We start from the raw sequence: 22,222 nt of genomic DNA, 5'->3' as shown, positions 1-22,222 counted from the left end.
AGACCCTGATCCAAAGGAAAATCCCCATGTCCAAACCCAGAACGGCCAACCCGGCTCTCGCAATCTCCGAAGCCGATCTCGCCTCTGCCCTCGCGCAAATCGGCACGGAGGTCGATGACCAGCCCCTGCGCAGTTCAGCGCTCGCGCGTATCATGCGCGAGACGTTTCATGGCAGCGATGCCGGTGGCGCCTGGGACTGGCGCATGGCCTATGACATGATGCAGGCAGCGGCCATCCAGGTGTTTCTGCGTGGGGCCGGTGCCACAGCAGACATCGCCAACGCAAAACTCCTCGCCTCACGTCTCCTTACGGAAACCCGCCGGTCAGAGCAGCAGATCCGGCTACAGCAGTTTTCCACGCCGCTGCCATTCGCGGCGCTGGTTTTGCGGGCCGCGGCGATCCGCAAGGGCGAGACCGTTCTGGAGCCCTCGGCTGGCACCGGTGCCCTGGCTGCTTTCGCCGCCCGGGCCGGTGCCACGCTTCTGCTCAACGAGATCGACCCCTTTCGCCAGCGCCTCCTGCGCGCGGTTTTCGGCGGCGAGGTCACAGGCCATGACGGCGAGCATATCGATGATCTGCTGCAGACGCCGGTTCTACCCGAGGTCGTGGTGATGAACCCGCCCTTCGCCTCCTCGGTCGATCGCTCCCGAGACAAGCACATCGCCGCCAAGCATCTCATCGCGGCTGCAAAGCGCCTGGCACCCGGCGGGCGGCTGGTGGCGATCATGCCGCCGGGATTCACGCCCGAACGCGATGCCGCGCATTGGTCCCGCGCCTGCGGTCTCCTGACGCCGCGATTGGCGCTGACGATGCCGGGACAGGTCTATCGCAAGCTCGGCACCTCTGTCGAAACCCAGCTGATGGTCTTCGACAAGGTGCAGGAGGACGGCGAAATGATCCGCGCCAGTGTCCGGGACTTGGATGAAGCCCTTCCTTTTGTCGACGCAGTTGCCGCGACCCGGCCCGAGATGCGCCCCGTCCAACGGGCTGAAGCGATCCCTCATGCGCGACCGATCGTTCCATCATCTGCCCCGCGCAAGACCGCTGCTGCGCCTGTCGCCGCCTCCAAATCTCGGGCCAATGCCGTTGTCCCGCTCACTTTCAAGAGCCTCGATATCCCGCGCGACAACACGCCCATCTCGGACATCTATGCGCGCTACCGTCCGCAGCGGATCGAGATCGCGGGTGCGCAAGAACATCCCACGCCGCTCGTCGAGAGCATCGCCATGGCCTCGGTTGCCCCGCCCATGCCCTCAAACACGGGCAGTGATGACTTGCGCCTGCCCGCACGGTTGATCGAGGAGGGACATCTCTCCGAGGCGCAGCTGGAAACCATCATCATGGCGCATGACGCCCATGGGCGCGACCTGCCCGGTCGGTTTACCATCGATGACGACCAGACCAAGCTGACGCGCGTCGATGATGACCCGGATGCACGGGCCTATCGCCTTGGTTACTTTCTCGGCGACGGCACCGGTTGCGGCAAGGGACGCGAATGCGCAGGGCTCATCCTTGTCAACTGGCTTTCCGGGCGCAGGAAGGCGATCTGGGTCTCCAAATCCGCCACGCTCATCGAGGACGCCATCCGCGACTGGACCGATCTCGGCGGCTCGCCAGCCGACATCCAGCCGCTCTCCAAATGGAAACCGGACCAGCCCGTCCCTATGGGTGACGGTATCCTCTTCGTCACCTACGCCACGCTGCGGTCCGCGGGCAAATGCGGCACCACGCGACTGAGCCAGATCCTCGACTGGATGGGCGAAGACTTTGAAGGCGTACTGGCCTTTGATGAGGCCCATGCCATGCAGAACGCGGCCGGGTCCGAGCAGGGCAGGGGGGTCAAACCCTCCCAGCAGGGACTTGCTGGCCTGCGGCTGCAACTGGCAGCACCCCGCGCTCGCGTCTTCTACATCTCGGCCACGGGTGCCACGAGCGTGCACAACCTGGCCTATGCCGCGCGGCTAGGGCTCTGGGGGCAAGGCCCCGAATACCCTTTCCCGAGCCGCGAGAGTTTCGTGTCGGCGATGGAAGCTGGCGGCGTTGCCGCCATGGAGGTGGTCGCCCGTGATCTCAAAACGCTCGGCCTCTATACCGCCCGCGCCCTCAGCTTTGATGGCGTGGAGTATGACGTGCTCGAACACGCGCTCACCCCGGCCCAGATCGAGGTCTACGACGCCTACGCGGGCGCGTTTCGTACGATCCACCACAATCTCGAGGCCGCGCTGACAGCGACCGGCGTCAACGATGCCTCGGGGGAGACTAATGCCTCGGCCGCACGCGCCTCGGCCAAGTCCCGCTTCGAGAGCACGAAACAGCGCTTCTTCAACCATCTCCTGATGGGCATGAAAGCCCCGACCATCATCCGCGCCATCGAGGACGATCTCGCGGCAGGCAACGCTTGCGTCATTCAGGTGGTCTCGACAGGTGAGAGCCTGCTGAAACGCAGACTTGAGACGATGGACCCGGAGGATGAACTCGTCGAGGGTGCGCTAACGCCGCGCGACTACGTCCTGGGCTATCTCGAACAGGCCTTCCCGATTCATGCGCAAAAGCTGGTCGAGATCGACGGCAATATGGTGGCGGAACCCTTGCGGGATGAGACCGGCGCGCTGGTTGTCTCGCGCGAGGCGCTCGCCCTGCGCGATGCGGCCATGATGGAGTTGATGACGCTCGCCCCGATCCCCTCGGCGCTCGATCAGATCCTCTGGGCTTTTGGCGACGAGGCCGTCGCAGAGGTCACGGGGCGGTCCATCCGGCCCCTCAAGGCCGAGGATGGCCATCTCTTCATCGAGAAGCGCAGCGCCAGTAGCAATTCGTCCGAGACCCAAGCCTTTATGGATGGTGAGAAGGATATCCTGATCTTCTCCGATGCGGGCGGGACGGGCCGGTCCTATCACGCGGCGCAAACGGCGAAGAACCAGAAACGGCGGCGGCACTACCTGCTGGAGCCCGGCTGGCGCGCCGATGCGGCCATCCAGGGGCTGGGCCGCACGCATCGCTCGGCGCAGGTCAGCGCGCCCTTCTTCCGGGTCTGCACCTCGGATGTGCATGGCGAGAAGCGTTTCACCTCGACGATTGCCAAGCGCCTCGACCAGCTAGGGGCCTTGACCAAGGGTCAGCGCGAGACCGGCTCGCAAGGCATGTTCCGCGAGGAGGACAATCTCGAAAGCCCGATCGCGCGGGCGGCACTGCGTGGGTATTTCGCCGATCTTGCCGCCGGGCGCGCTGAGGCGATGAGCTACGAGAGCTTCACCGACTGGACGGCCCTGCGGCTGATCGACAAGGACGGGGTGCTCCTTGAGGAGCTTCCGCCGATCCAGCGGTTTCTGAACCGGGTTCTGGCCCTGCCCATCCACATGCAGAATGCGCTCTTTGCCGAGTTCATGCGCCGGATCGCTGATCAGACGGAACGGGCGCGCGCGGCAGGCACGCTCGATCTCGGCGTGGAAACCCTGCGTGGCGAAAAGATCGAACAGGTCTCCACCGAGGATCTCTGGACCTGCCCGAAATCCGGCGCGGTGACGCGGATCATCGGGCTCGAGGTCACGGATCCGGTGCATGTCCTTGACGCCGAAGAGGCCATATCGCGCAATCCGGACAAGCTGCCCATGGTCAATCGCGCCTCCGGTCGCGCGGCGCTCATCTCGGCGCGCCCCATGCAGATGTATGACGAGGATATCGTGACGCTGATGCGCAAGGCGGTGCGGCCAAACGGGTCGAGCTATTTCGAAGAGGCACGGTTCGAGTCCTCGGCCTGGGAAGAGATCGGCAAGCCTGAGTTCGTACGGCTTTGGGATGAAGAGGCTGCGTCCCTGCCGAAAACCACCACGACCAAGCTCTACCTGCTGACGGGGCTGCTGTTGCCGATCTGGAAGGACATCCCGACCACCAATGAGCGCATCTACCGGGTCACGCCCGATGGGGCGACCGCGATGATCGGGCGCACGCTCAGTGAGGAAGGGGCAGCGGCCCTCCGCGCACGCTTCCTCGTCTCCAACCCGGTGACACCGCAGGAGATGTTGACCGCTGCCCTCGGCACCACCGCGCCTGTCGATCTGGGCCGGGGTCTGACCCTGACCCGTCGCCGTGTCGCAGGCGAGATGCGCCTCGAGCTGGGCGGCGCGGATCGGGGCATGATTGATGGCCTCAAGGCAATGGGGTGTTTCACTGAGATCATCTCCTTCCAGCTGCGGGTGTTCCTGCCGCATGGGGACGGGATCGACACGGGAAGCATTCTGGCCCGGATCGTGGGGCAGGAAGCCGCCATGACGTCAGAACAAGCCGCCTGAAAAGTCAAAGCGGGCTTTGGGCCGGGCGTCGCGGATCGGGGTTTGGCCGGTCTGCGTTTTCCGGGCGCGCGCTGACCAATGCCAGGCCCGGCCCCCCCCAAATTCAGAGAAGAGGACGGACCCATGACCAATCCCCAAATCGATTATGCCGCAATGGCGGCTCAGTGGCGCGCGGAGCGCGAAACCACCTTGAAGGCGTCCCGAGCGGAGCTGCTCGCGCAACTACGTGCGCTTGGCATCAGCGAGGTCACTGCCGAATACGAAGGCTATGGCGACTCTGGCAATGTCGAGGATGTGACGGTGCAGCCTGCAGAGGTCAAACTACCGGAGCCGCTTGCCACAGAGGTTGGCGACTTCGCCTGGTCGCTCGCCTATCACCATCACCCGGGGTTCGAAAACAACGAGGGCGGCTACGGCACGCTGACCTGGGACTTGCGCAACGACAGCATCACCCTCGATCACGCGGACCGCTATGTCGAATGCTCGCACAGCTATGACGAGGGGCTTTGAGATGGCCCATCCGCTTCATCATGCTGAAAGCTCTGCCCGGAAATTCGGCGGGGTGCCGTCTGACTATCAGTCTGTGCACGATTGGTTTGACGCCTCGAAAGAGCACCTCGCGCTCTTCACGCACCGCGCCATGCGTCACCATGCGCAAGGCCTGTTTGAGGCCGAACGGGTTTTTGGCCTGACACTGACCAATAGTGCGGGCCGCGACATCCCCGTGCGCTGGATCGGCGAGCAGCATGTCCGCGAAGACTGCCAGGGCCGCATTCCGAGCATGGCGGACTGGCTGCGACGGATCCAGCCAGAGCCATGGATGGCCAATGGCCATATCGAGCAGCATGTCAGCGGGGAGCCCTGCGGCGACCCAAGGGTCGCTTGGGCCTCCGAGGTCGCCGCCGGACGAACCGTTCTTGGCCTGAAAGATTGGATAGCGGCGCGCGCGACGCAAGCCACGCAAAGCGCCTGACAGGTCTCGGTCGTTTGCCAAACGAATGCCGCATGGAAGCCCGGTCAGAAGATCGGGCTTCTTGCGTCGTTTCCCCACCATTTTTCTTGAGGAGGATCGCATGACACTCGAAGACATCAAGGCCGCCGTCGATGCCGGCCAGACCGTGCATTGGGCCAATACCGGCTACGTTGTCCACAAGGACCGGCTCGGTCAGTACCTCATCACCTATCTACCGAATGGTAGCTGCATCGGCCTGACCGACCGGGGCGGGCACCGGTTGAACGGAAAAGAAACGGAGTTCTTCGTCGCGTAACCGAAGGACGCCGCAGAAAATCCAGGCAGCCAATAAAGACCAGACGGGCAGGGGAGGGGTGTAGCACCCGGAGGCGCGGGGGCCTTCCCACTCGGACGGCAGCTCTGACCCGTGGACGGGGCTGAAAGGAAAGCGAGCTTTCTGATTTGTGATCCCTCAAGGGGTCGAGAAAGCAATCCCGGATGCGTTGGCAAGAACGTCAGGCACCGGCCAATCGAAAAGGAACCATCCCATGTTCGCAGGAACCCTCACCCGCAATGTCGAGACCGCAGCCGCTCAGTACACCGGCATGATCCACGGGGCACGCTTTGACATCGCCATCCAGCTTGAAACCCGCCCGAAGATCTCCGCGCGCAGCCCGGATTTTGACGTGACGGCAGTCAACAAATCAGGCCGCAAGGTGCGCATCGGCACGGCCTGGAACGAGACCGGCAATACCAGCGGAAACCCCTACATCTCGATGCAGATCGATGTCGGCGTGGGCCCGTTCCGGGTCAACGCTGTGCAGACGAAAGAGGCGCGCGCGGCCCACAGTGGCGCGTTCGAGATCATCCCGCTGGCCTCGAACGGCCTGATGAAATCCGGCTCGATCTCGGGCGAGCTCACCGCCATGGACGCCGACAACGCCTTCACCGGCTACATCGCCAACATGATGTTCGATCTGGAGTTCATGCTGATCGAGAACAGCTACAAATCCGAGGAGACCCACCCCGATTACCGGGTCGAGGTCAGTTCGCCCCGGGGCACGCCGATCCGCGTCGGTTCGGCCTGGATTGCGAAGAGCAGTCGCACGGGCAATGACTACCTGTCGCTGCTGATCAACACGCCCGATGGCGATCTGCGCGTCAACGCCGTGCAGAACGAAGAACAGCGCGGCGGCCAGACCTTCTCGATCATCCCGTTCATCGACAGCGGTGAGCAGCCGCAGGACGCGGGCGCGGGGCTCTCCTTGGTCGCGTGACCAGCGCGCGCGAGGAGACGATCTGAACCGAAAGGGGAGCCGTGGGACCACGGTTCCCCTTTTGCTGTGCTGGTGTGGTTGAATGAACCCTGCCTACATTGTAGACGTTCGTGTCGCCTGCAGCTAATGCTACCGAAGAGCCCACACCGGAAGTGTCAGTTCCTTGCTGCGCGCGCACGCAGAATTTTTCCCCTGCAACACCGCGAGTTTCGTCGCTACAGCGCGGCGAGATAAGCCGTCGTTCACATCAGGCAAGTCGCAGTGAGATTTTGAGACGAATGAGCAAGTCGCGGGACAAAGTCGCTGCGTCTTGAATGTGTCGACTGCACGCGCACAAGGTGGTGATCGATGTCATCGGCGGGTGTGTCCTGAATGCCGTTGCCATTTCGGGAACTGACGTCACGCCGATGAGGATGTCAGAAGGTTTTACTGGTCGGCTGCAAGAACCCTAAACTCCTTTTGGACGACGTCCCTGATGAAATCAGCCAGGTCTGCGTAGCCAGATGACCGTCCCGCCCCTTTACGCCATACAAGTCCAATTGAGCGGGAAATGCGGCGCCCTTTGAGGGGGATGGTCACAACATCGCCGAGCCGGGAAATCTCGGACTGCGCGTAAAGCGCGGGCAGAAAAGTCGTGCCCATATCCATCGCCACCATTTGGCGTAATGCATCCAGGCTGGTTCCTTCATAATCGCGGATGAGCTGGGCCCCGAAGCTTTCACACAGGGCATGCACCTGATCGTGCAGATGGTATCCCGGGGAAAGCGATAGGACCGGCAACCCCTTGAGGTCGGCAACTGAAACAAACGCGCGCCCGGCCAGCGGGTGGTCGGCGGACATCGCCAGGAAAATCGGTTCGGTGAACAGCGGCGCGGCTTCGAAGTCAGGATTATGGATCGGCGATTGCGCTAGAATGACGTCATGAATTCCGGTTCCAAGCTCTGTCTCGAGGCTGGTTGGTTTGGCTTCGCGGATGTAAAGCTTTGTATCCGGATGTTCGCGATGCAAGGCCGCGAGAACCCGAGGAAGAAGATAGGGGCCCAATGTGGCATTTACTCCCAGGCGGATGGTTCCTGTCATGCCCTGAACAGCCGCAGCGGCATAGTCTTTGATCGATTGCACATCGAAAACAACGCGGCGCGCCCGGGCCACAATCTCGCGACCCAGGGGAGTAAAGATCACTCCACCGCGCGCGCGTTCAACCAATCGTACGCCCAAGGCGCCTTCCAGGTTCTGCAATTGCACACTGAACGACGGCTGGCTGATGTCGCAGGATTCAGCCGCTTTTCGGAAATGTTCGAAATCGGACAACGCTACGAGATATCGAAGCTGTTTCAGGGTCACCTGGGATCGGGTCATGGTCTCTTCATTTCTTTGAGGAGGCAGAGATTGATAGAATATTCCTATCAATACTTTCGAAGAATTACCATTCAACTATGGTTGCGAGATACCCAAATGAAAAGTGCGGCACCCGAAGCGGGCCACCGCGAGCGCTATGTGGGAAGTCCCCAAATCAAACAAAGATCGGAGATCACATGAAATGCCCCGTCGACAATACTCCCCTAATCATGGCTGAGCGCAGCGGGGTCGAGATTGACTATTGCCCCAATTGTCGAGGGGTCTGGTTGGATCGCGGCGAGTTGGACAAGATCATCGAACGCGCGACAGCGGCGGCTGTCGATCATCCCGCGCCCGACCGGGTCTATTCCGATCCGTCCGGGCGGAGGCGCAAGCCCAAAACGGCGAGCTCTCTTCTTGGCGATCTTTTTGATTTTTGACCGCTCACCCTGAACAACGCAGGCCAAACCGCCCTGGATTGCACAGGGCGATGTCTGTGCCGCCACATGAGGACTCTATTCATGCCGAAAGAACTAATCGCAGGGTACGCGCGTTTCCGGGATGGCTATTTCAAGGATAACCGCGCTCGTTTAGAGGCGCTGGCCGCGGGGCAAAGCCCGCGGATTTGTCTGGTGTCCTGTTGCGACAGCCGCGTCGATCCGTCCACGGTGTTTGATGCGCATCCCGGCGAGCTTTTTGTCGTGCGCAACGTGGCCAACCTTGTGCCGCCCTGCGAGGATGATGGCACGTTTCACGGCACAAGCGCGGCCCTGGAGTTCGCTGTTACCGGTCTGAACGTTCAACATATCGTTGTGCTGGGCCATGCGCAGTGTGGCGGCATCCGCGCGCTGGTAGACAAGGATCCCGACAGCGCCAACGGCTCGTTCATTGATCACTGGATGAGCATCGCCGAACCCGTGCGTGAGACACTGGATGCAGACCCCGATGCCAAGGGCGAAGCGCGCTACGCGGCCTGCGAAAAGCATTCTGTCGCGCATTCGCTGCACAACCTGATGAGCTATCCCTGGATCAAGTCGCGCGTCGAGGATGGGGCGCTGACGCTGCACGGCTGGCACTATGATCTTGCAGGTGGCGCGCTGTCGATCCTGGACGCGGACTCGAAAGAATTTCTGCCAGCGTGATCCGCGGGCTTATGAGTTGAAAGTTTGAAAGAAAAACATGAGCAAATCCGATCTGCACGCCTCTGATGACGGGTTGACCCTTGCCCCGTGGGAAAAGAGTTTTCGCCGCATCGTGACGCCGTTTGAGCAGTTTCTGCATCGTCAGACCACAAGCGGCCTACTGTTGATGGGTATGGCGGTGCTGGCGCTTGTCCTAGCCAACGGGCCATTTGCCGAAGCGTACGACAAGATACTGAAGACCTATGTCGGTATAGGTTTCGGCGACTGGACGCTGAAGATGTCGTTGCATCATTGGATCAACGACGCGCTGATGGCGTTCTTCTTCTTCGTTGTCGGGCTTGAATTGAAGCGAGAATTTCTGGTCGGAGAACTCGCCAATCCACGCAACGCTGCGCTGCCGATCGCGGCAGCCATCGGTGGCATGGTGGTGCCGGCGCTTTTCTACTTTGCCCTCAACCCAAGCGGCGATGCGGCAGCGGGCTGGGGCATTCCGATGGCGACCGATATTGCCTTTGCGATTGGTGCCATGGCGTTGCTGGGCACACGTGCCCCAAAGGCATTGGTGACCTTCTTGGTTGCGTTAGCCATAGTAGATGACCTGGGCGCGGTGATGGTGATTGCCGTTTTCTACACCGACTCCATCGCTCTGATGCCCTTGTTCATCGCCGTTCTTCTGTTCTTGGTGCTTCTTGTACTGAACCGAAGCGGCGTTCGCGACCCGGTCCCGTATTTTCTGGTCGCCGTGCTTTTGTGGTACGCGCTTCTGTCGTCGGGGGTCCATGCGACACTGGCCGGGGTGATCGGGGCGATGACCGTGCCCGCATACCCAAAATACAATCCGGAACGGTTCAGCGCCCATGTCCGCGCCTTGATGGACAGGTTCGATGCCAGCCATCGGAGCGGGCAGAATGTGATGACCAACATAGAGCTGCGCAGCGAAGTAGAGGCCCTGAGAAACGGTGTTACCCTGGTCGAAGCCCCTTTGCAGCGGCTCGAACAGTTCTGGCACATGCCCGTGGCCTTCCTGGTGATCCCGATCTTCGCGCTGGCCAATGCCGGTATCGCAATAGACACTGGCGCGTTGGGTGAAACCCTGAGCAATCCTGTCTTGATGGGGGTGTCACTGGGCCTGATCCTGGGCAAGTTCATCGGCATCACCGGAGCCAGTTGGCTGGCCATCAGGTTGGGCCTGGCCGTCTTGCCCAGTGGCACCCGGTTCACCCAAATCGCCGGAGCATCCCTTTTGGCCGGGATCGGCTTTACCATGTCGATCTTTGTCGCACAGCTTGCCTTCGAGGGGCAGGATGACCTGCTGTTGATGGCCAAGACCGGCATCCTTGGCGCGTCGTTTCTGGCGGGCGTGACCGGATTTGTCTGGCTCTATCTTGTCGGCAACCCGACACCTGACTCCGAGCAGCAAGCCGAACACCGCCGACCCGTGCAAAAGCAGGAGATGTCATGAAGCGGTTCACCAATATACTGGTGGTTTTCGATGATGCAATTGGCGCAGAGGACGCGTTGGAACAAGCGGTGTCGCTGGCCCGAGAAAACACTGCACGTTTGACTGTCACGGTGGTTTTGCGTGACGGTGAGGCTTCCCCTCAACTGGTCGCCGAAACCGAAAAGCGTCTTCGCCGACTCTCCCTTGGCGTCCAGAATGCCGGCGTATCCGATGTCCAGACGTTGGTCCTCACCGGAATACCATTTCTTGAAGTCATTCGGCAGGTTATTCGCGCCGAACATGATCTGGTGCTCGCGTGCGCCGAATCCGGCAGTACCATCAAACAGATTTTCTTTGGCAGCACTGCGACACATCTCGTACGGAAGTGCCCGTGCCCAGTGTGGATCGTCAAGCCGGATCAAGTCGTCCCTTACCAAAGAATCCTGGCGGCTGTAGATCCGCACAATTCGGATTCAGAAGACCAGATCAATACCTTGATCATGGGTCTGGCGACATCCCTGGCGTCGCGCGACCACGCTGTCCTGCACATCACGCATGCATGGGACGTCGATGGGAATGATCGCGATTCCCTAAGGTCAGAGATCACCATCGAACAGCGTGACGCCATCCTAAAGCGTCACCACGATAAACATCATGCAGCGGTCAACAGCCTCCTGTCCCGCTATTCGACATCGCAATTCAATCACCGCATTCATTTGCCGAGAGGACGCCCGGAGCGGGCGATTGGCCAAATTGTCCGACAGGAACAGATCGACCTGATCGTGATGGGATCCGTCGCGCGTGTGGGAATTCCTGGATACTTTATTGGCAATACCGCTGAAACAGTTCTGGGTTCGCAGAGGTGCAGTATTCTCACAGTAAAGCCGAACGGATTTGAAACACCGGTTTTGCTGCTAGAAGAGTGACCCTTCAGGTTCTCAACGGCCAATGCCAGCTTGGTAGCCCTCAAGGTGCTTGGCTAGTCCGCGCCGCAAGGTTGTCGCCTGCGGATCAAGGTGCCTACTGCGAAACCACGCGCTAGGGAACGCACCAAAGCAAGAGGCCTCCGTTTCACCTTTCTGCACAGGGGAAATCGAAGCGGGCCTTCCCATTTTCGACCTGATTCCTGCTGAATTCAGGAGTGCGAGTACCCATTTATTGCATAGTGCGGCGACGGGTTTCCGCTCTGTAGTGGCCGCGTGTTTAAAATGGAGGAAAATCAATGAGACGTATCCTGACAGCAACTGACTTATCTGCAAGAAGCGACCGCGCATTTGAACGTGCCTTGGCACTGGCAAAGGAGACTGGTGCTGAATTGCACGTTCTATATGTGATCGACGAAGACCTGCCGAGCCAGATCTTCGCCGATCTTTCAGAAGCTGCCCGGGGAGACATCGCCAAACTCCTGTCTGCAAAAGGCGAAGGCGATCGCGCGGTTGTCCATGTCGAAGCCGGTCAACCCTGGAAGGTCATCGTGCAGAAGGCGCAAGACCTGGAGGCCGATCTCATTGTCGTCGGCACCCACAAAAACCGTGGCATCGCAGAGCTTTTCGCAGGCACGACACTCGAACGGATGGCAAGATACAGCGATACCCCGGTTTTGCTGGTTCGGGATCCGGTGACAGGCCCTTACAATACGGCGATTGTTGGGGTGGATTTCTCCCCGATGGCGCGGCGGACGGCCGAGGTCGCCGCTCGCGTTGCACCCGTCGCCGATCTCACGCTCGTTCACGCCTATCATATCCCATTCAAGGGGCTGACCATGCGTACGAATGCGGAGGGCGACATTCCGAAAAAAGAACGCGACGCCATTGAGCGGCCGCTGTTTGCAGAGTTGACGAGGTTCATCGAAACTCTCGACCTCGCCAAGGACCGAACAAGGCAGAAGTTGCGCGAAGGCGGAACCACCTCAATTCTAGGGCAGGAAGTCCGTCGCAGCCGGGCCGATCTGTTGGCTCTGGGTGTGCATGCCCGATCGCCCTTGGTGCTCGGTTTGCTGGGAAGCACGGCGATTGATGCCATGTCGTCGCCCCCCTGCGATGTGCTGCTTGTTACGGCCATCCGTCAGGATGCGGCGGCCGAGACGTCGGAATTGCAGCCAACGGTTTGAAATGTGGACGCACCGAAGGCCGACTTGCCCTAGGATGATGTCTATCGGGTGTCGCCGCTGATATCGCGCACGCCGGAAGAAACCAGGTCAGAGGCTATTGTGACAACCGCGCAAAAGGAACACGTCCGGTCAGGAGCCAAAGACTTGGCGCGCTACGAATTGGAGAGATAAATGACAAAACCGGCACGGAGTCGGGATTTCCATGCTCTTTCGACGGATGATGCTCTGCTCGCCCTCGACGTGACGGCACAGGGATTGTCGGCCGCCGAAGCGGATCGGCGCTTGCAGGTGCATGGCGCGAACCGACTGCCAGACCCCCCCCGGCCCAGTGCCGTGCTGCGGTTTCTGGCGCATTTCAACAATGTGCTGATCTATGTGCTGCTGGGTGCGGCCGTCGTCACGGCGGCGCTGCAACATTGGATAGATACCGGCGTCATTCTCATGGTCGTGGTCGTCAACGGCGTGATCGGGTTCGTTCAAGAGGGGCGCGCCGAACAGGCGATGACGGCGATCCGGGGCATGCTTGCACCCCGCGCGGCGGTCCTTCGCAACGGCCGCCGCGTCAGCGTGGACGCCGCCGATCTGGTGCCGGGTGACATCGTCCTGATAGAGGCCGGCGACCGGGTTTCGGCCGATCTGCGCGTGATCGAGGCCCGCAGCCTCAAGGTCGAAGAAGCGATCCTGACCGGCGAATCCGTTCCGGTCGACAAGGGCGCTGGGCCGGCCGCGAAAAATGCATCCCTCGGTGACCGGACCTCGATGCTGTTCAGTGGCACGCTCGTTGCGACCGGAACCGGACGCGGCGTTGTCGTCGCCACCGGGGCCGGCACGCAGATCGGAAAGATCAGCGGCATGCTTTCCGAGGTGCAGACGCTGACCACGCCGCTCGTGCGCCAGATGGACATTTTCGCCCGCTGGCTCACGCTGTTTATCCTCATGATAGCGGCCATCCTTCTGGTCTATGGCTATTTCGTCAGCCACCTGCCATTCTCAGATCTTTTCATGGCCGTGGTCAGCCTCTCAGTGGCGGCAATCCCGGAAGGCCTTCCGGCAGTCCTTACAATTACGCTCGCGGTCGGCGTGCAGGCAATGGCCCGGCGCAACGCCATCGTCCGCCGTCTCCCGGCAATCGAGACGCTCGGCTCGGTCTCGGTGATCTGTTCGGACAAGACCGGCACGCTGACCCGCAACGAGATGATGGCGGCAACGCTCGCCGCCTCGGAGCACGTCTATTCCATTGGCGGGAACGGCTATTCCCCCGAAGGGGCCGTGCGCTGGCGCGAGGCCGATGTCGATCCGGACGAGCACCTGGTTTTGACGGAATTCGCCCGCGCCGCGGGATTGTGCAACGACTCGGTTTTACACGATCATATCGACGGATGGCGCGTCGAAGGCGACCCCATGGAGGGAGCGCTGATGGCGCTGGCCGGCAAGATTACCGGCCATGGCTCCGAGCCGTTTCAGAGCTGGTGTCGCACCGACGAGATCCCTTTCGACGCCGCGCATCGCTACATGGCGGTGCTGCATCACGACCATGACGGCAAAGCCCGTATCCACGTGAAGGGCGCGCCCGAGGCGGTGATAGCGATGTGCCAGAAGCAGTGTGCACCCGATGGCGGCCGCGAGCCGCTCGACAGCGGGCACTGGCACAGGGCGGTCGACGAACTGGCCGCCGAGGGGCAGCGGGTGATCGCGGTGGCAACCCGCGCGGTCCCTGGCGATCACCGAACGCTCGAGCTGGCGGATCTGGAGGGGAGGCTCATGTTGATCGGCTTGATCGGCCTGATCGACCCGCCCCGCGCCGAGGCGATCGAGGCCGTGGCCGAGTGCCACCGCGCCGGAATCCGGGTCAAGATGATCACCGGCGACCACGCCGCTACGGCGCGTGCCATCGCCGAACGCATCGGTTTGCAGAACCATGACCGGGTTCTGACCGGCGCCGATATCGAGGCCATGGACGCGACCGAATTGGCGGAAGCGGCGGTGAGTACCGATATCTTCGCGCGCACCTCGCCCGCCCACAAGCTGCGCCTCGTCACCGCGCTTCAGTCGCGTGGTCTAACCGTGGCGATGACCGGCGACGGGGTGAACGACGCCCCCGCGCTCAAGCGCGCCGATGCGGGGATCGCGATGGGGCAGAAGGGCAGCGAGGCCGCCAAGGAGGCCGCCGAACTGGTGTTGGCCGACGACAATTTCGCCTCCATCGCCGCCGCCGTGCGCGAGGGGCGCACGGTCTACGATAACATCAAGAAGGTCATCAGCTGGACGCTGCCCACCAATGCGGGCGAAGCCCTGACCATCGTGGTGGCGCTCTTTGCTGGTATGGCCCTGCCGATCACGGCGGTGCAGATCCTTTGGGTCAACCTCATCACGGCCGTAACGCTCGGCCTCGCGCTTGCCTTCGAGCTTTCCGAACCCGGCACAATGCGACGCCCGCCCCGGCCTCGCCAGGAACCCCTTCTGACGGGCGAACTGATCTGGCACATCGTGCTCGTTTCGACGCTTTTCCTGGTCGCGGTTTTTGGGATCTTTGCCTATGCCATCGACAAGGGCTACCCGCAGGTGCTGGCGCAGACCATGGCGATGAACACCTTGGTGGTGCTGGAAATCTTCCACCTCTTCTTCATTCGCAACATCCACGGCACGTCGCTGACCTGGGCTGCGGTGAAGGGCACCAAGATTGTCTGGGCCTGCGTCATCGCGGTCGCGACTGCGCAATTCGCGATCACCTATGTTCCGCTCCTGCAGGCTGTGTTCGGGACGCAAGCCGTCCCATTGCTGGACGGCCTGCTGATTGTCGGCGTCGGCGCCGTGTTCTTTGCGTTGATCGAAACCGAAAAGCAGATGCGTTTCGCCTTGCGGAGACCTGTGCTGGAGAACCGGAACAGAGGGTAGATCACCGGTCAGGAGAAGAGTGCAATGGGCCACCGATCAGCACCAGGTGGAGATCAGCAGTGGGGTGCATTGGCCTCAAAGTACGAGTCAGGTGTCTCTGTGTGATCGGCAAATCCGGTGCCGGCTTCACGGTAGATGTTGAAGACGCTCGTGGCGCCGTTTCGGCGCAGGGCTTCCTCCTCATCCGGAAACTTTGCCGTTGCCGCGATACGGCCCTCGAAACCGATGTTGCGCAGCTGTTCCAGGGCGTCCAGACTGGCCACAAGGTTCGGCAGCGCCAGCATCACCAGATTGATCTGGTGGTTCCGGTCAACCTTCTCCCAGAAATCTGCGTCACTTGGATCGCCGTGAATAACGTTTCGGCCCTGCGCTTGGTGCGCCCGCACTTGCTCGGAGCCGAAGTCGATCCCGATCACCGTATCGCCGTGCAGCGCTCGCATCTTGTCATAAGCGCCTGTGCCGACCCGTCCCATGCCGAACACCGCAATCGTCGCGCTGCTCGTATCCAGGTAGTCGTCGTCGGGTAGCCGTTCAGGTCTTTGGAACCGGGTCCAGAAGCTGCGGAACCGCCCATAGATGCGGTCATCTTTGGCGACCAGAGGCGCGGTGACGACAAAAGATGCCGCCAGCGCCACTGCGACGACAACAAGCCACTCGCTGTCGAGCCAGCCGTTGGCCACCCCTACCGCGGTGACGATCAGGCCGAATTCGCTGAAGTTCGTCAGGTTCAACGTCGCCAGAAGCGAGGTCCGGGACCGCAGCCGGAACCGGGTCATCAGCACAAGGAAAAGCGCCGACTTGGCAAACATGAGCGGGGCGAGCGCGAGGCCGACCAAAACCGCGGACCACGAGAGTTGGCCGGTCAACCCGATCGACAGGAAGAACCCGACGAGGAATAGATCCTTGAACCCGAACATGGACTTGGCCAGCTCGTTGGATTTCGCGTGACCTGCGACCAGTACGCCGAACGCAAGGGCGCCCAGATCTCCCTTTACCCCGACCAGCTCGAACAGTTCGGCGCCGCCCAAGGCGAGTACCAGCCCATAGAGGATCAAGAGCTCGCCGTGCCCGACACGGTGCAACAAGCGGATGAGCGCCGGGCGCAGGACCACCAGCAACACAAGCAATACGGCCCAGGGCGAGGGTAACTTGCCAGTCGAAACGACCAGAAATACCACCGCAGCCAGATCCTGCATGATCAGAATGCCGATGGCGAGGCTGCCGTGCAGCGCATTCATTTCGCCCGCCTTTTCCAGCGAGCTGACGGCAAAGACGGTGCTGGAAAAGCTCAGCGCGAAGGCCAGGGTCAGCGCGGCGCCAAAGTCGAGCTCGGCAAACAACGGAAGGCCCAATAGCGCCAGCCAAAAAACCAGGATACCGAATACGACCGTGACAGCGCCGGAATGCAAGGTGGTGACCGCCCAGACCTGGGGCTTGAGCAGCATTCTCAGGTTCAGCTTCAGGCCAACGGTGAACAACAGGATCGTGATCCCCAGATCAGCCAGTTTGTTGAGGACCTCACCACTCGAAAACCCCAGGAAGTGCAGCGCAAACCCGGTGGCGAGAAATCCGACCAGCGGTGGCAATCCGACCTGGCTTGCGAAAAAACCAAGGAAGAAGGCCAGCGAGATCCAGGCGACATCCCCAAGCGCGATCGCGACCCATTCGAATTCCATAATTCCCCCTAAAACGCTCACCGTATTTATGGCCACTTACTGGCTGCGGCGCAAACCATTGCCGAACAGAATCGGTAGCTATTTCTGTACCGATACCCCCCGGTTTCCAAGATCGCTGCTCTGGACGCGAACGGCCCGAGTGGCGGGCTGCACCGTTGCATCTCGAACTGGGGGTCAACGTCCCCAGAGGATCCGTTGCGATGCTTGATACTGTTCAGGCTAGGGTCGACAGAATCCGCATCTTGCTGCCTCACCTAAGATGCCGCACAAGGTCGGTTTGAATTCCGGCCATCGGCGCGCCTTTGAATGACTGGTTCGGTGGTTTTGCTCGTTGCCGGATCTCTGATGCTGCAGGTGCGATCTGCGATTGAGGGGTTTCTGCGGTCGCATCCGCTGCACTTGCATAGGTCCGCTTAGTCCGCATCTTGTCCGTTCAACTCGAGCGCAGCGAAGGTCCGGTCTACAACTTTCCCGCCACTCCTTGGCTCTAAGGCTAATCAGCGAACACCTGTCTCGCTGACGCCAGTCGCATCCAATCCCGGCCGCCGAACGCGACAAGAGCGAGATAAATCTGCCCGGCGTCTACATCCGGTTTGAATACGATGGTCAGTCGCTGACCGGCGCCGCCATGGCGCACGAGCCATCCATCCAGTTTGCCGCTGAGCCGAGCACCAGATGTTGGGTTTGCAGAAATTTCTTGGAGAAGGGCATCGATTTCATCCAGGCGGCGGCTTGCTGCTGCAACGTCACCGTCAGTCACGTCGACAATATGGTTAACGATACCGATAAGGTCCCGTTCAAAGAACGGATGCCTGATAAAACGCATCAGGTCTTTTGGGCCATCGCGGCAAGATGGGCCCGTGCGCCTTTAGTGACGCCGGCGGCATCGCCGACAGGTTCCCATTGATCGAGAGGCAGGGACAGTCGGCGCTCCAGTTCTGCCTCAAGCAAAGTACGCTCAAGGTCACGTTCAGCCTTAGCCTTCGCCAATTCACCCGAAACTGCGGCGCTCACATTGGGGTACTCGCCTGCTTCGACCAGTTCCCTTGCGAAGGTGTAGGCGGTGTCGGTGAAACTGACGGATTGCTTTTGAACGCTCATGGCAAACTCCTCGGTGCTCCAATAGACTACCAAGTATTGCTATACCTGGCAAGCCGGGCAGGCCGACCACGAGAAATGCGTCAACAGCCTTGCGGCCTCCCCAGCTCGGCTTCGCGTGTCGCAGGGGAGAACGGCCCTTCGGTCCGTCGCGCATTCGGCCATGCGGCCTCACCGCGGTGTTGCGCCTGGCATCCCGGTTTGCCCGCCTCGCGAGCACGTCCCTCCCCGGCCGCTCCGCCGGATTGCGCTCTGGTCTGTTTTGGCCCGAGGCCAAAACGTTCCCGCCGCTCCATCCGTCTCCCGCGTCCGGTCGGGCCGTTTGCCTGCTCGGGTCGGGCAAACCTACCGTCAAAACACACACACATGAGTGCGGAAGCATATCCTCCGGATGGCCCCCAAATCAGCCCGCGTCAAGGATCGCAAAACTTTTCGGCGAGGGCGGGGCCCGTGGCGCGGGGCGGTCCCGTATGTGAGGCCGCGCATGTTTCGAGTGCTGTGCGCAGAAAACTTTTGCGCCCGGCAAGCCGGCGGCTGCGCCGTCCCTGACCCGGGCAGATTCGGAAACCAGGCATTCGGCCATGCCCCCACACTCACGTGGTGGCCTTGGAACCGAACACTGGAGACCAGACATGGCTTACGACACCGCAAACACCTACGAGACCATCGAGCTTTTCGGACTAACCGAGAAGGACGCGCACCTGCCGATCCCGGAGGATCACATCCTGACCGACCGCATCATCCGCGAGAGCTTCGAGGCTTTGCTCGGGCAGCTGCGCGGGACCGGGCTTGAAGCCGAAATCGAACCGCTGGCCCATGGGCTCGCGACGATCCTCCAGCGCCGCAAGGTGGCGCTCGGCAAGGAGGTCGACCGCACCGCCGACAAGATCGGCGCGCTGGCAAAATCCCACGACGGATCGGAGATCGCCGAGACCGCGCTCGAAGAGGCGCAGGCCCGCTTTCTGCAACTGCGCGAGATTGTCGGCGCCATCGAGGTGATGAGCGAGGCGGCGGCGGAATGCTACGAGATCGAGACCGGCCATGCCTTCATTCCGGCGGCAGGCTCGCGCGCCAGCGTCCGGGCGCAAGAGACCGGGGCGGTCTTCGAGGCGCGGCAGCTCCTGGAGCAGCACGATCGCGAGACCGCCGAGAAGTCGAAAGTCGAGGGGGTGCCCCTGATCGTCTCGGGCGCCACCGACTGGACCGATGTTGATGTGGTCTTCAACACGCTCGACAAGGTTCGCGAACGGATCAAGCAGAACCGTAACCAGGATATCTTCCTCTGCCACAAGGGTGGCAAGCACGGGGCGGAGATGATTGCAGCTCGGTGGGCCCGGGCACGCGGGATAGCACAGGCGCGCTTCGATCCGCGCTGGTCCGCGCATGGGCGGGCGGCACCGTTCAAGTGCAACGACGAAATGCTGGACGACAAGTTCGCGGCGACAGGGGTTGTTCTCTTCGGCGGCAACGGGGTCGCGCTGAACCTCGGGCAGAAGGCGGAAGCGAAAGGCCTGAAGGTCATGCGGGTTGCGGACCCGGCGAAGAAGACCGCGGAGACTTGAACATAGAGGGTCGCCTTCGGGCGGCCCTTTTTCCTTTTCTCATCGGAGTGACGGTGCCACAAAAAACTTATGCCTAGCAATTTTATGTTTTGATAGGTATATGCGTGCCAAGCAAAACTTGGAAATGATTGGCATGACCCCACTCAGCAGCATCGCGATGAGCGCCTATACCGATCTGGTACGTCTTTTGAAGGACGACGCTTTGTCCGGTGTCGAAGGCAAGCCGACGCTCAAGGAGCGCGGCGACAAGGCCTATTGGTATGCGGCGCGGCGCGTCGGAACCGAGATGCGGTTCATCTATATCGGCGAGGACAGTGACGAGACGCGTGCACGAATCGACCGGATCGAAGAGCTGCGCGCGACCGCCAAGGATCGGCAAGCGGAACGGTCGAGGCTTGTTCGGCTCTTGCGCGCGGAAGGCATGACGCCCACCGATCGGGCAACGGGGTCCATCCTGTCGGCGATGGCGGCTGCCGGGACTTTCCGTTTGGGGGGCACCATCGTCGGAACCAATGCATTTCGCCTCTATGAAGGCGAGCTTGGTATCCGTCTGCCAATTGGCGGTATGGCCAATACTGGCGACATCGACATCGCGCAGTTCGAGAAGCTCAGCGTTGCCTTGCAAGATCAGGTCGATCCCGGTCTGGCCGAGACCTTCTCGGCGCTCAAATTTGATCCCTTACCGGCTCTTGACCAAGGTCGGACCTGGCGGTGGGCCCAAGGAGGCAGCGGCCAGTTGGTCGAGTTTCTCACACCGGCCTTCGGAGATGAGACCATCCGTGATCTGCCAGCGTTGGGCGTGAATGCCCAAGGATTGAACTATCTGAACTTTCTGATCGCTGAGCCGATCCACGCAGCGGCGATCTATCGATCCGGCGTTCTCGTGCAGGTCCCTCGTCCAGAGCGCTATGCGATCCACAAACTGATCGTTGCTGATCGGCGGCGTGATGGGGCAGGCAGCCTCAAATCCGCAAAGGACCGCGAGCAGGCGGCCTTCCTGATCGAGGCGATGGCCGTGGATCGCCCTGATGATCTGACGGATGCCTATGTCACCGCTAGTGAGGTTGGCCTGCGCTGGCGGGAGCATATTGGCAACTCGCTGAAGCGGATGCCTGAGACGAAACTAATCCTCGACGGGTTGGGAGAGTGATTGCCCCAACGGGGTCGCACAGAACCTCGGACAGAAGGCGGAAGCGAAAGGTCTGACGGTCATGCGGGTTGCGGACCCGGCGAAGGCGGCGTCACGGGATTGAAGAGAGGGGGTCGCGCTTGGCGCGGCCCTTTCGTCATGTCTCATGGCGCGTGCGGTCGGTCGCGCGTGATCGGCAGTCTGCGGCGGCCAGCACTGTCATCGCTCTACCCGGTCCGTCAGTGTTCGGTCCATCCGCATCGGTACGGGCTGGGGATTGTGCGCACCTCACGCACATCGAAAGCAGCGCAAGACGCGAGGGGTCGAGACGTCGCATATGAGGCTGAAGACCTGCACGTCCCTCGGGGCGTGTTTCGGAACATCGCATCCACGCGGGCGGGCTCCGTCAGCACTCCGGCCAGGCTCGGCGGGACGCGGACGCGGATGGTGGCGGCTGCGTGATGGCAAGGGTCATCCGGATCACTCCTTTTTGCTCATAGATGTGGATCGCACGGGGTCGGCCCGTCCGTGCCCTCAGCTCACGCTTCGGCAAGCACAAATACGGCTTCCATGGCTAGCCGCGGACCCTCCGCATTTGCGCTTGCGACCGGGCCTCTTGCCCCCGTGCCGGGTGATCCCCATCGCAACAAGGAGTAACCCAAATGACCAACCACTACGTCGCCACCGTCCCCGTCAAGTTCACCGACACCGATGGCCAGGAGCGCACCCGTTTTCAACGCGTGGGCGCGATGTTCCGCAACACCCGCAACGGGGATGGATCGGAGTTCTTCAGCCTCAAGCTCGACTTCCCGGTCGCGGTCTCGGAGCTGGTGATGTTCCCACCGAGCGCGAAAGATCCCCAGGACTAAATCCTCTGACGAGTATGGGCCGCCCCAGGACGATCTTGGGGCGGCCCGATCCCTGTTCCAGGGATGCCGGTCCCTGCGCATTCAAGGGACGCACTTTTCCCCGAATGATCAGGCCGCGACAGACCGGCCAGTCAGCCTCAAGGGGGCCATCCACAAAAACCTATCGGCCAGGGCCTCCCGGTTTTTGCGGCAGAGATTTGGGGACCCAAATCTGGCCCTCCTTGACCCTGCCTGTCCGCCCTGTCGGTGGGGTTAGCGCCCGCCCGCGGCTCCGTCCGAACACATGCGTGTTCGTCCAGACCCTCGGGCGGTGCTGGCGGACGGGACCCCTAGGACAGGTGGGTCGCCCGGTGGTGAGGGCGGCAGAGCCGCGTCCCTGCGGGCCGCGGCGTGAAGCGGACACCAAGGCTGCCTGAGACTGAATGCGACGTAAGTATATAATTG

17 protein-coding genes and 2 pseudogenes are annotated in these 22,222 nt (G+C 61.5%); 15 read left to right on the top strand and 4 right to left on the bottom strand.

Going from position 1 to position 22,222, the window contains the following annotated elements; translation table 11 throughout:
• The first annotated feature begins 26 nt into the window (after positions 1-26).
• From TQ29_RS17865 to TQ29_RS17845, 5 genes and pseudogenes are all read left to right on the top strand, one after another.
• A complete protein-coding gene (locus TQ29_RS17865; protein ID WP_054540530.1) occupies positions 27-4,289 on the top strand; it encodes a strawberry notch family protein in 4,263 nt (1,420 codons plus the stop codon).
• Positions 4,290-4,412: 123 nt separating this feature from the next.
• A complete protein-coding gene (locus tag TQ29_RS17860; protein ID WP_054540529.1) occupies positions 4,413-4,799 on the top strand; it encodes a DUF6878 family protein in 387 nt (128 codons plus the stop codon).
• Position 4,800: 1 nt separating this feature from the next.
• Complete coding sequence (locus TQ29_RS17855) at positions 4,801-5,262, top strand: hypothetical protein (protein ID WP_054540528.1); 462 nt, start codon at positions 4,801-4,803, stop codon at positions 5,260-5,262.
• A 100-nt stretch (positions 5,263-5,362) separates the two neighbouring features.
• Positions 5,363-5,665: pseudogene (locus TQ29_RS21320) on the top strand (hypothetical protein).
• A 124-nt stretch (positions 5,666-5,789) separates the two neighbouring features.
• Positions 5,790-6,518: a DUF736 family protein gene (locus TQ29_RS17845; protein ID WP_054540526.1), complete on the top strand. Its 729-nt coding sequence runs from the start codon at positions 5,790-5,792 to the stop codon at positions 6,516-6,518.
• Positions 6,519-6,944: 426 nt separating this feature from the next.
• On the opposite strand, the gene TQ29_RS17840 is transcribed toward TQ29_RS17845, so the two are convergent.
• Positions 6,945-7,877 carry a hydrogen peroxide-inducible genes activator gene (locus TQ29_RS17840; protein ID WP_054540525.1) on the bottom strand — a complete coding sequence of 311 codons (933 nt, stop codon included), beginning with the start codon at positions 7,875-7,877 and terminating at the stop codon, positions 6,945-6,947.
• Between the two features lie 176 nt (positions 7,878-8,053).
• Between TQ29_RS17840 and TQ29_RS17835 the strand changes: the two genes are divergently transcribed.
• The 6 genes from TQ29_RS17835 (at position 8,054) to TQ29_RS17810 (ending at position 15,444) form a co-directional block, all read left to right on the top strand.
• Positions 8,054-8,296 (top strand): zf-TFIIB domain-containing protein, encoded by a 243-nt coding sequence (locus tag TQ29_RS17835; RefSeq protein WP_054540524.1) that lies wholly within the window; start codon positions 8,054-8,056, stop codon positions 8,294-8,296.
• A gap of 81 nt (positions 8,297-8,377) precedes the next feature.
• Entirely contained in the window at positions 8,378-8,998 is a 621-nt protein-coding gene (locus tag TQ29_RS17830; RefSeq protein ID WP_054540523.1) for a carbonic anhydrase, read from the top strand.
• Positions 8,999-9,035: 37 nt separating this feature from the next.
• On the top strand, positions 9,036-10,460 hold the full coding sequence (gene nhaA / locus TQ29_RS17825; protein WP_054540522.1) for a Na+/H+ antiporter NhaA: 1,425 nt from the start codon (positions 9,036-9,038) through the stop codon (positions 10,458-10,460).
• Complete coding sequence (locus TQ29_RS17820; protein ID WP_054540521.1) at positions 10,457-11,365, top strand: universal stress protein; 909 nt, start codon at positions 10,457-10,459, stop codon at positions 11,363-11,365. The genes nhaA and TQ29_RS17820 overlap by 4 nt, the downstream gene beginning before the upstream one ends.
• A gap of 296 nt (positions 11,366-11,661) precedes the next feature.
• Positions 11,662-12,549: a universal stress protein gene (locus TQ29_RS17815; protein ID WP_082386772.1), complete on the top strand. Its 888-nt coding sequence runs from the start codon at positions 11,662-11,664 to the stop codon at positions 12,547-12,549.
• Positions 12,550-12,720: 171 nt separating this feature from the next.
• Positions 12,721-15,444 carry a cation-transporting P-type ATPase gene (locus tag TQ29_RS17810; RefSeq protein WP_054540519.1) on the top strand — a complete coding sequence of 908 codons (2,724 nt, stop codon included), beginning with the start codon at positions 12,721-12,723 and terminating at the stop codon, positions 15,442-15,444.
• Between the two features lie 53 nt (positions 15,445-15,497).
• Here the strand turns inward: TQ29_RS17810 and TQ29_RS17805 are convergent, their stop codons facing one another.
• From TQ29_RS17805 to TQ29_RS17795, 3 genes are all read right to left on the bottom strand, one after another.
• Positions 15,498-17,120, bottom strand: coding sequence for a cation:proton antiporter family protein (locus tag TQ29_RS17805; RefSeq protein ID WP_054540518.1), 1,623 nt, complete (start codon positions 17,118-17,120; stop codon positions 15,498-15,500).
• Between the two features lie 493 nt (positions 17,121-17,613).
• Positions 17,614-17,946 (bottom strand): hypothetical protein, encoded by a 333-nt coding sequence (locus TQ29_RS17800; RefSeq protein ID WP_054540517.1) that lies wholly within the window; start codon positions 17,944-17,946, stop codon positions 17,614-17,616.
• Positions 17,946-18,221, bottom strand: a complete 276-nt coding sequence (locus TQ29_RS17795; RefSeq protein WP_054540516.1) for a hypothetical protein — start codon at positions 18,219-18,221, stop codon at positions 17,946-17,948. The genes TQ29_RS17800 and TQ29_RS17795 overlap by 1 nt, the downstream gene beginning before the upstream one ends.
• A gap of 629 nt (positions 18,222-18,850) precedes the next feature.
• Between TQ29_RS17795 and TQ29_RS17790 the strand changes: the two genes are divergently transcribed.
• The 4 genes and pseudogenes from TQ29_RS17790 (at position 18,851) to TQ29_RS17780 (ending at position 21,778) form a co-directional block, all read left to right on the top strand.
• On the top strand, positions 18,851-19,780 hold the full coding sequence (locus TQ29_RS17790) for a DUF2493 domain-containing protein (protein WP_054540515.1): 930 nt from the start codon (positions 18,851-18,853) through the stop codon (positions 19,778-19,780).
• Positions 19,781-19,913: 133 nt separating this feature from the next.
• The gene (locus tag TQ29_RS17785; RefSeq protein ID WP_255353470.1) at positions 19,914-20,930 is read left to right on the top strand and encodes a GSU2403 family nucleotidyltransferase fold protein; all 1,017 of its coding nucleotides are present in this window, start codon (positions 19,914-19,916) and stop codon (positions 20,928-20,930) included.
• 7 nt (positions 20,931-20,937) lie between these two features.
• Positions 20,938-21,033: pseudogene (locus tag TQ29_RS21315) on the top strand (DUF2493 domain-containing protein); the annotation flags it as partial.
• 538 nt (positions 21,034-21,571) lie between these two features.
• Positions 21,572-21,778: a hypothetical protein gene (locus tag TQ29_RS17780; protein WP_007120662.1), complete on the top strand. Its 207-nt coding sequence runs from the start codon at positions 21,572-21,574 to the stop codon at positions 21,776-21,778.
• The last annotated feature ends 444 nt before the right edge of the window (positions 21,779-22,222 follow it).

Origin of the sequence: Actibacterium sp. EMB200-NS6 (genome assembly GCF_001305615.1) — a bacterium.
Taxonomy (GTDB): domain Bacteria; phylum Pseudomonadota; class Alphaproteobacteria; order Rhodobacterales; family Rhodobacteraceae; genus Actibacterium_A; species Actibacterium_A naphthalenivorans.
This window is presented reverse-complemented; position numbering and strand designations above follow the sequence as displayed.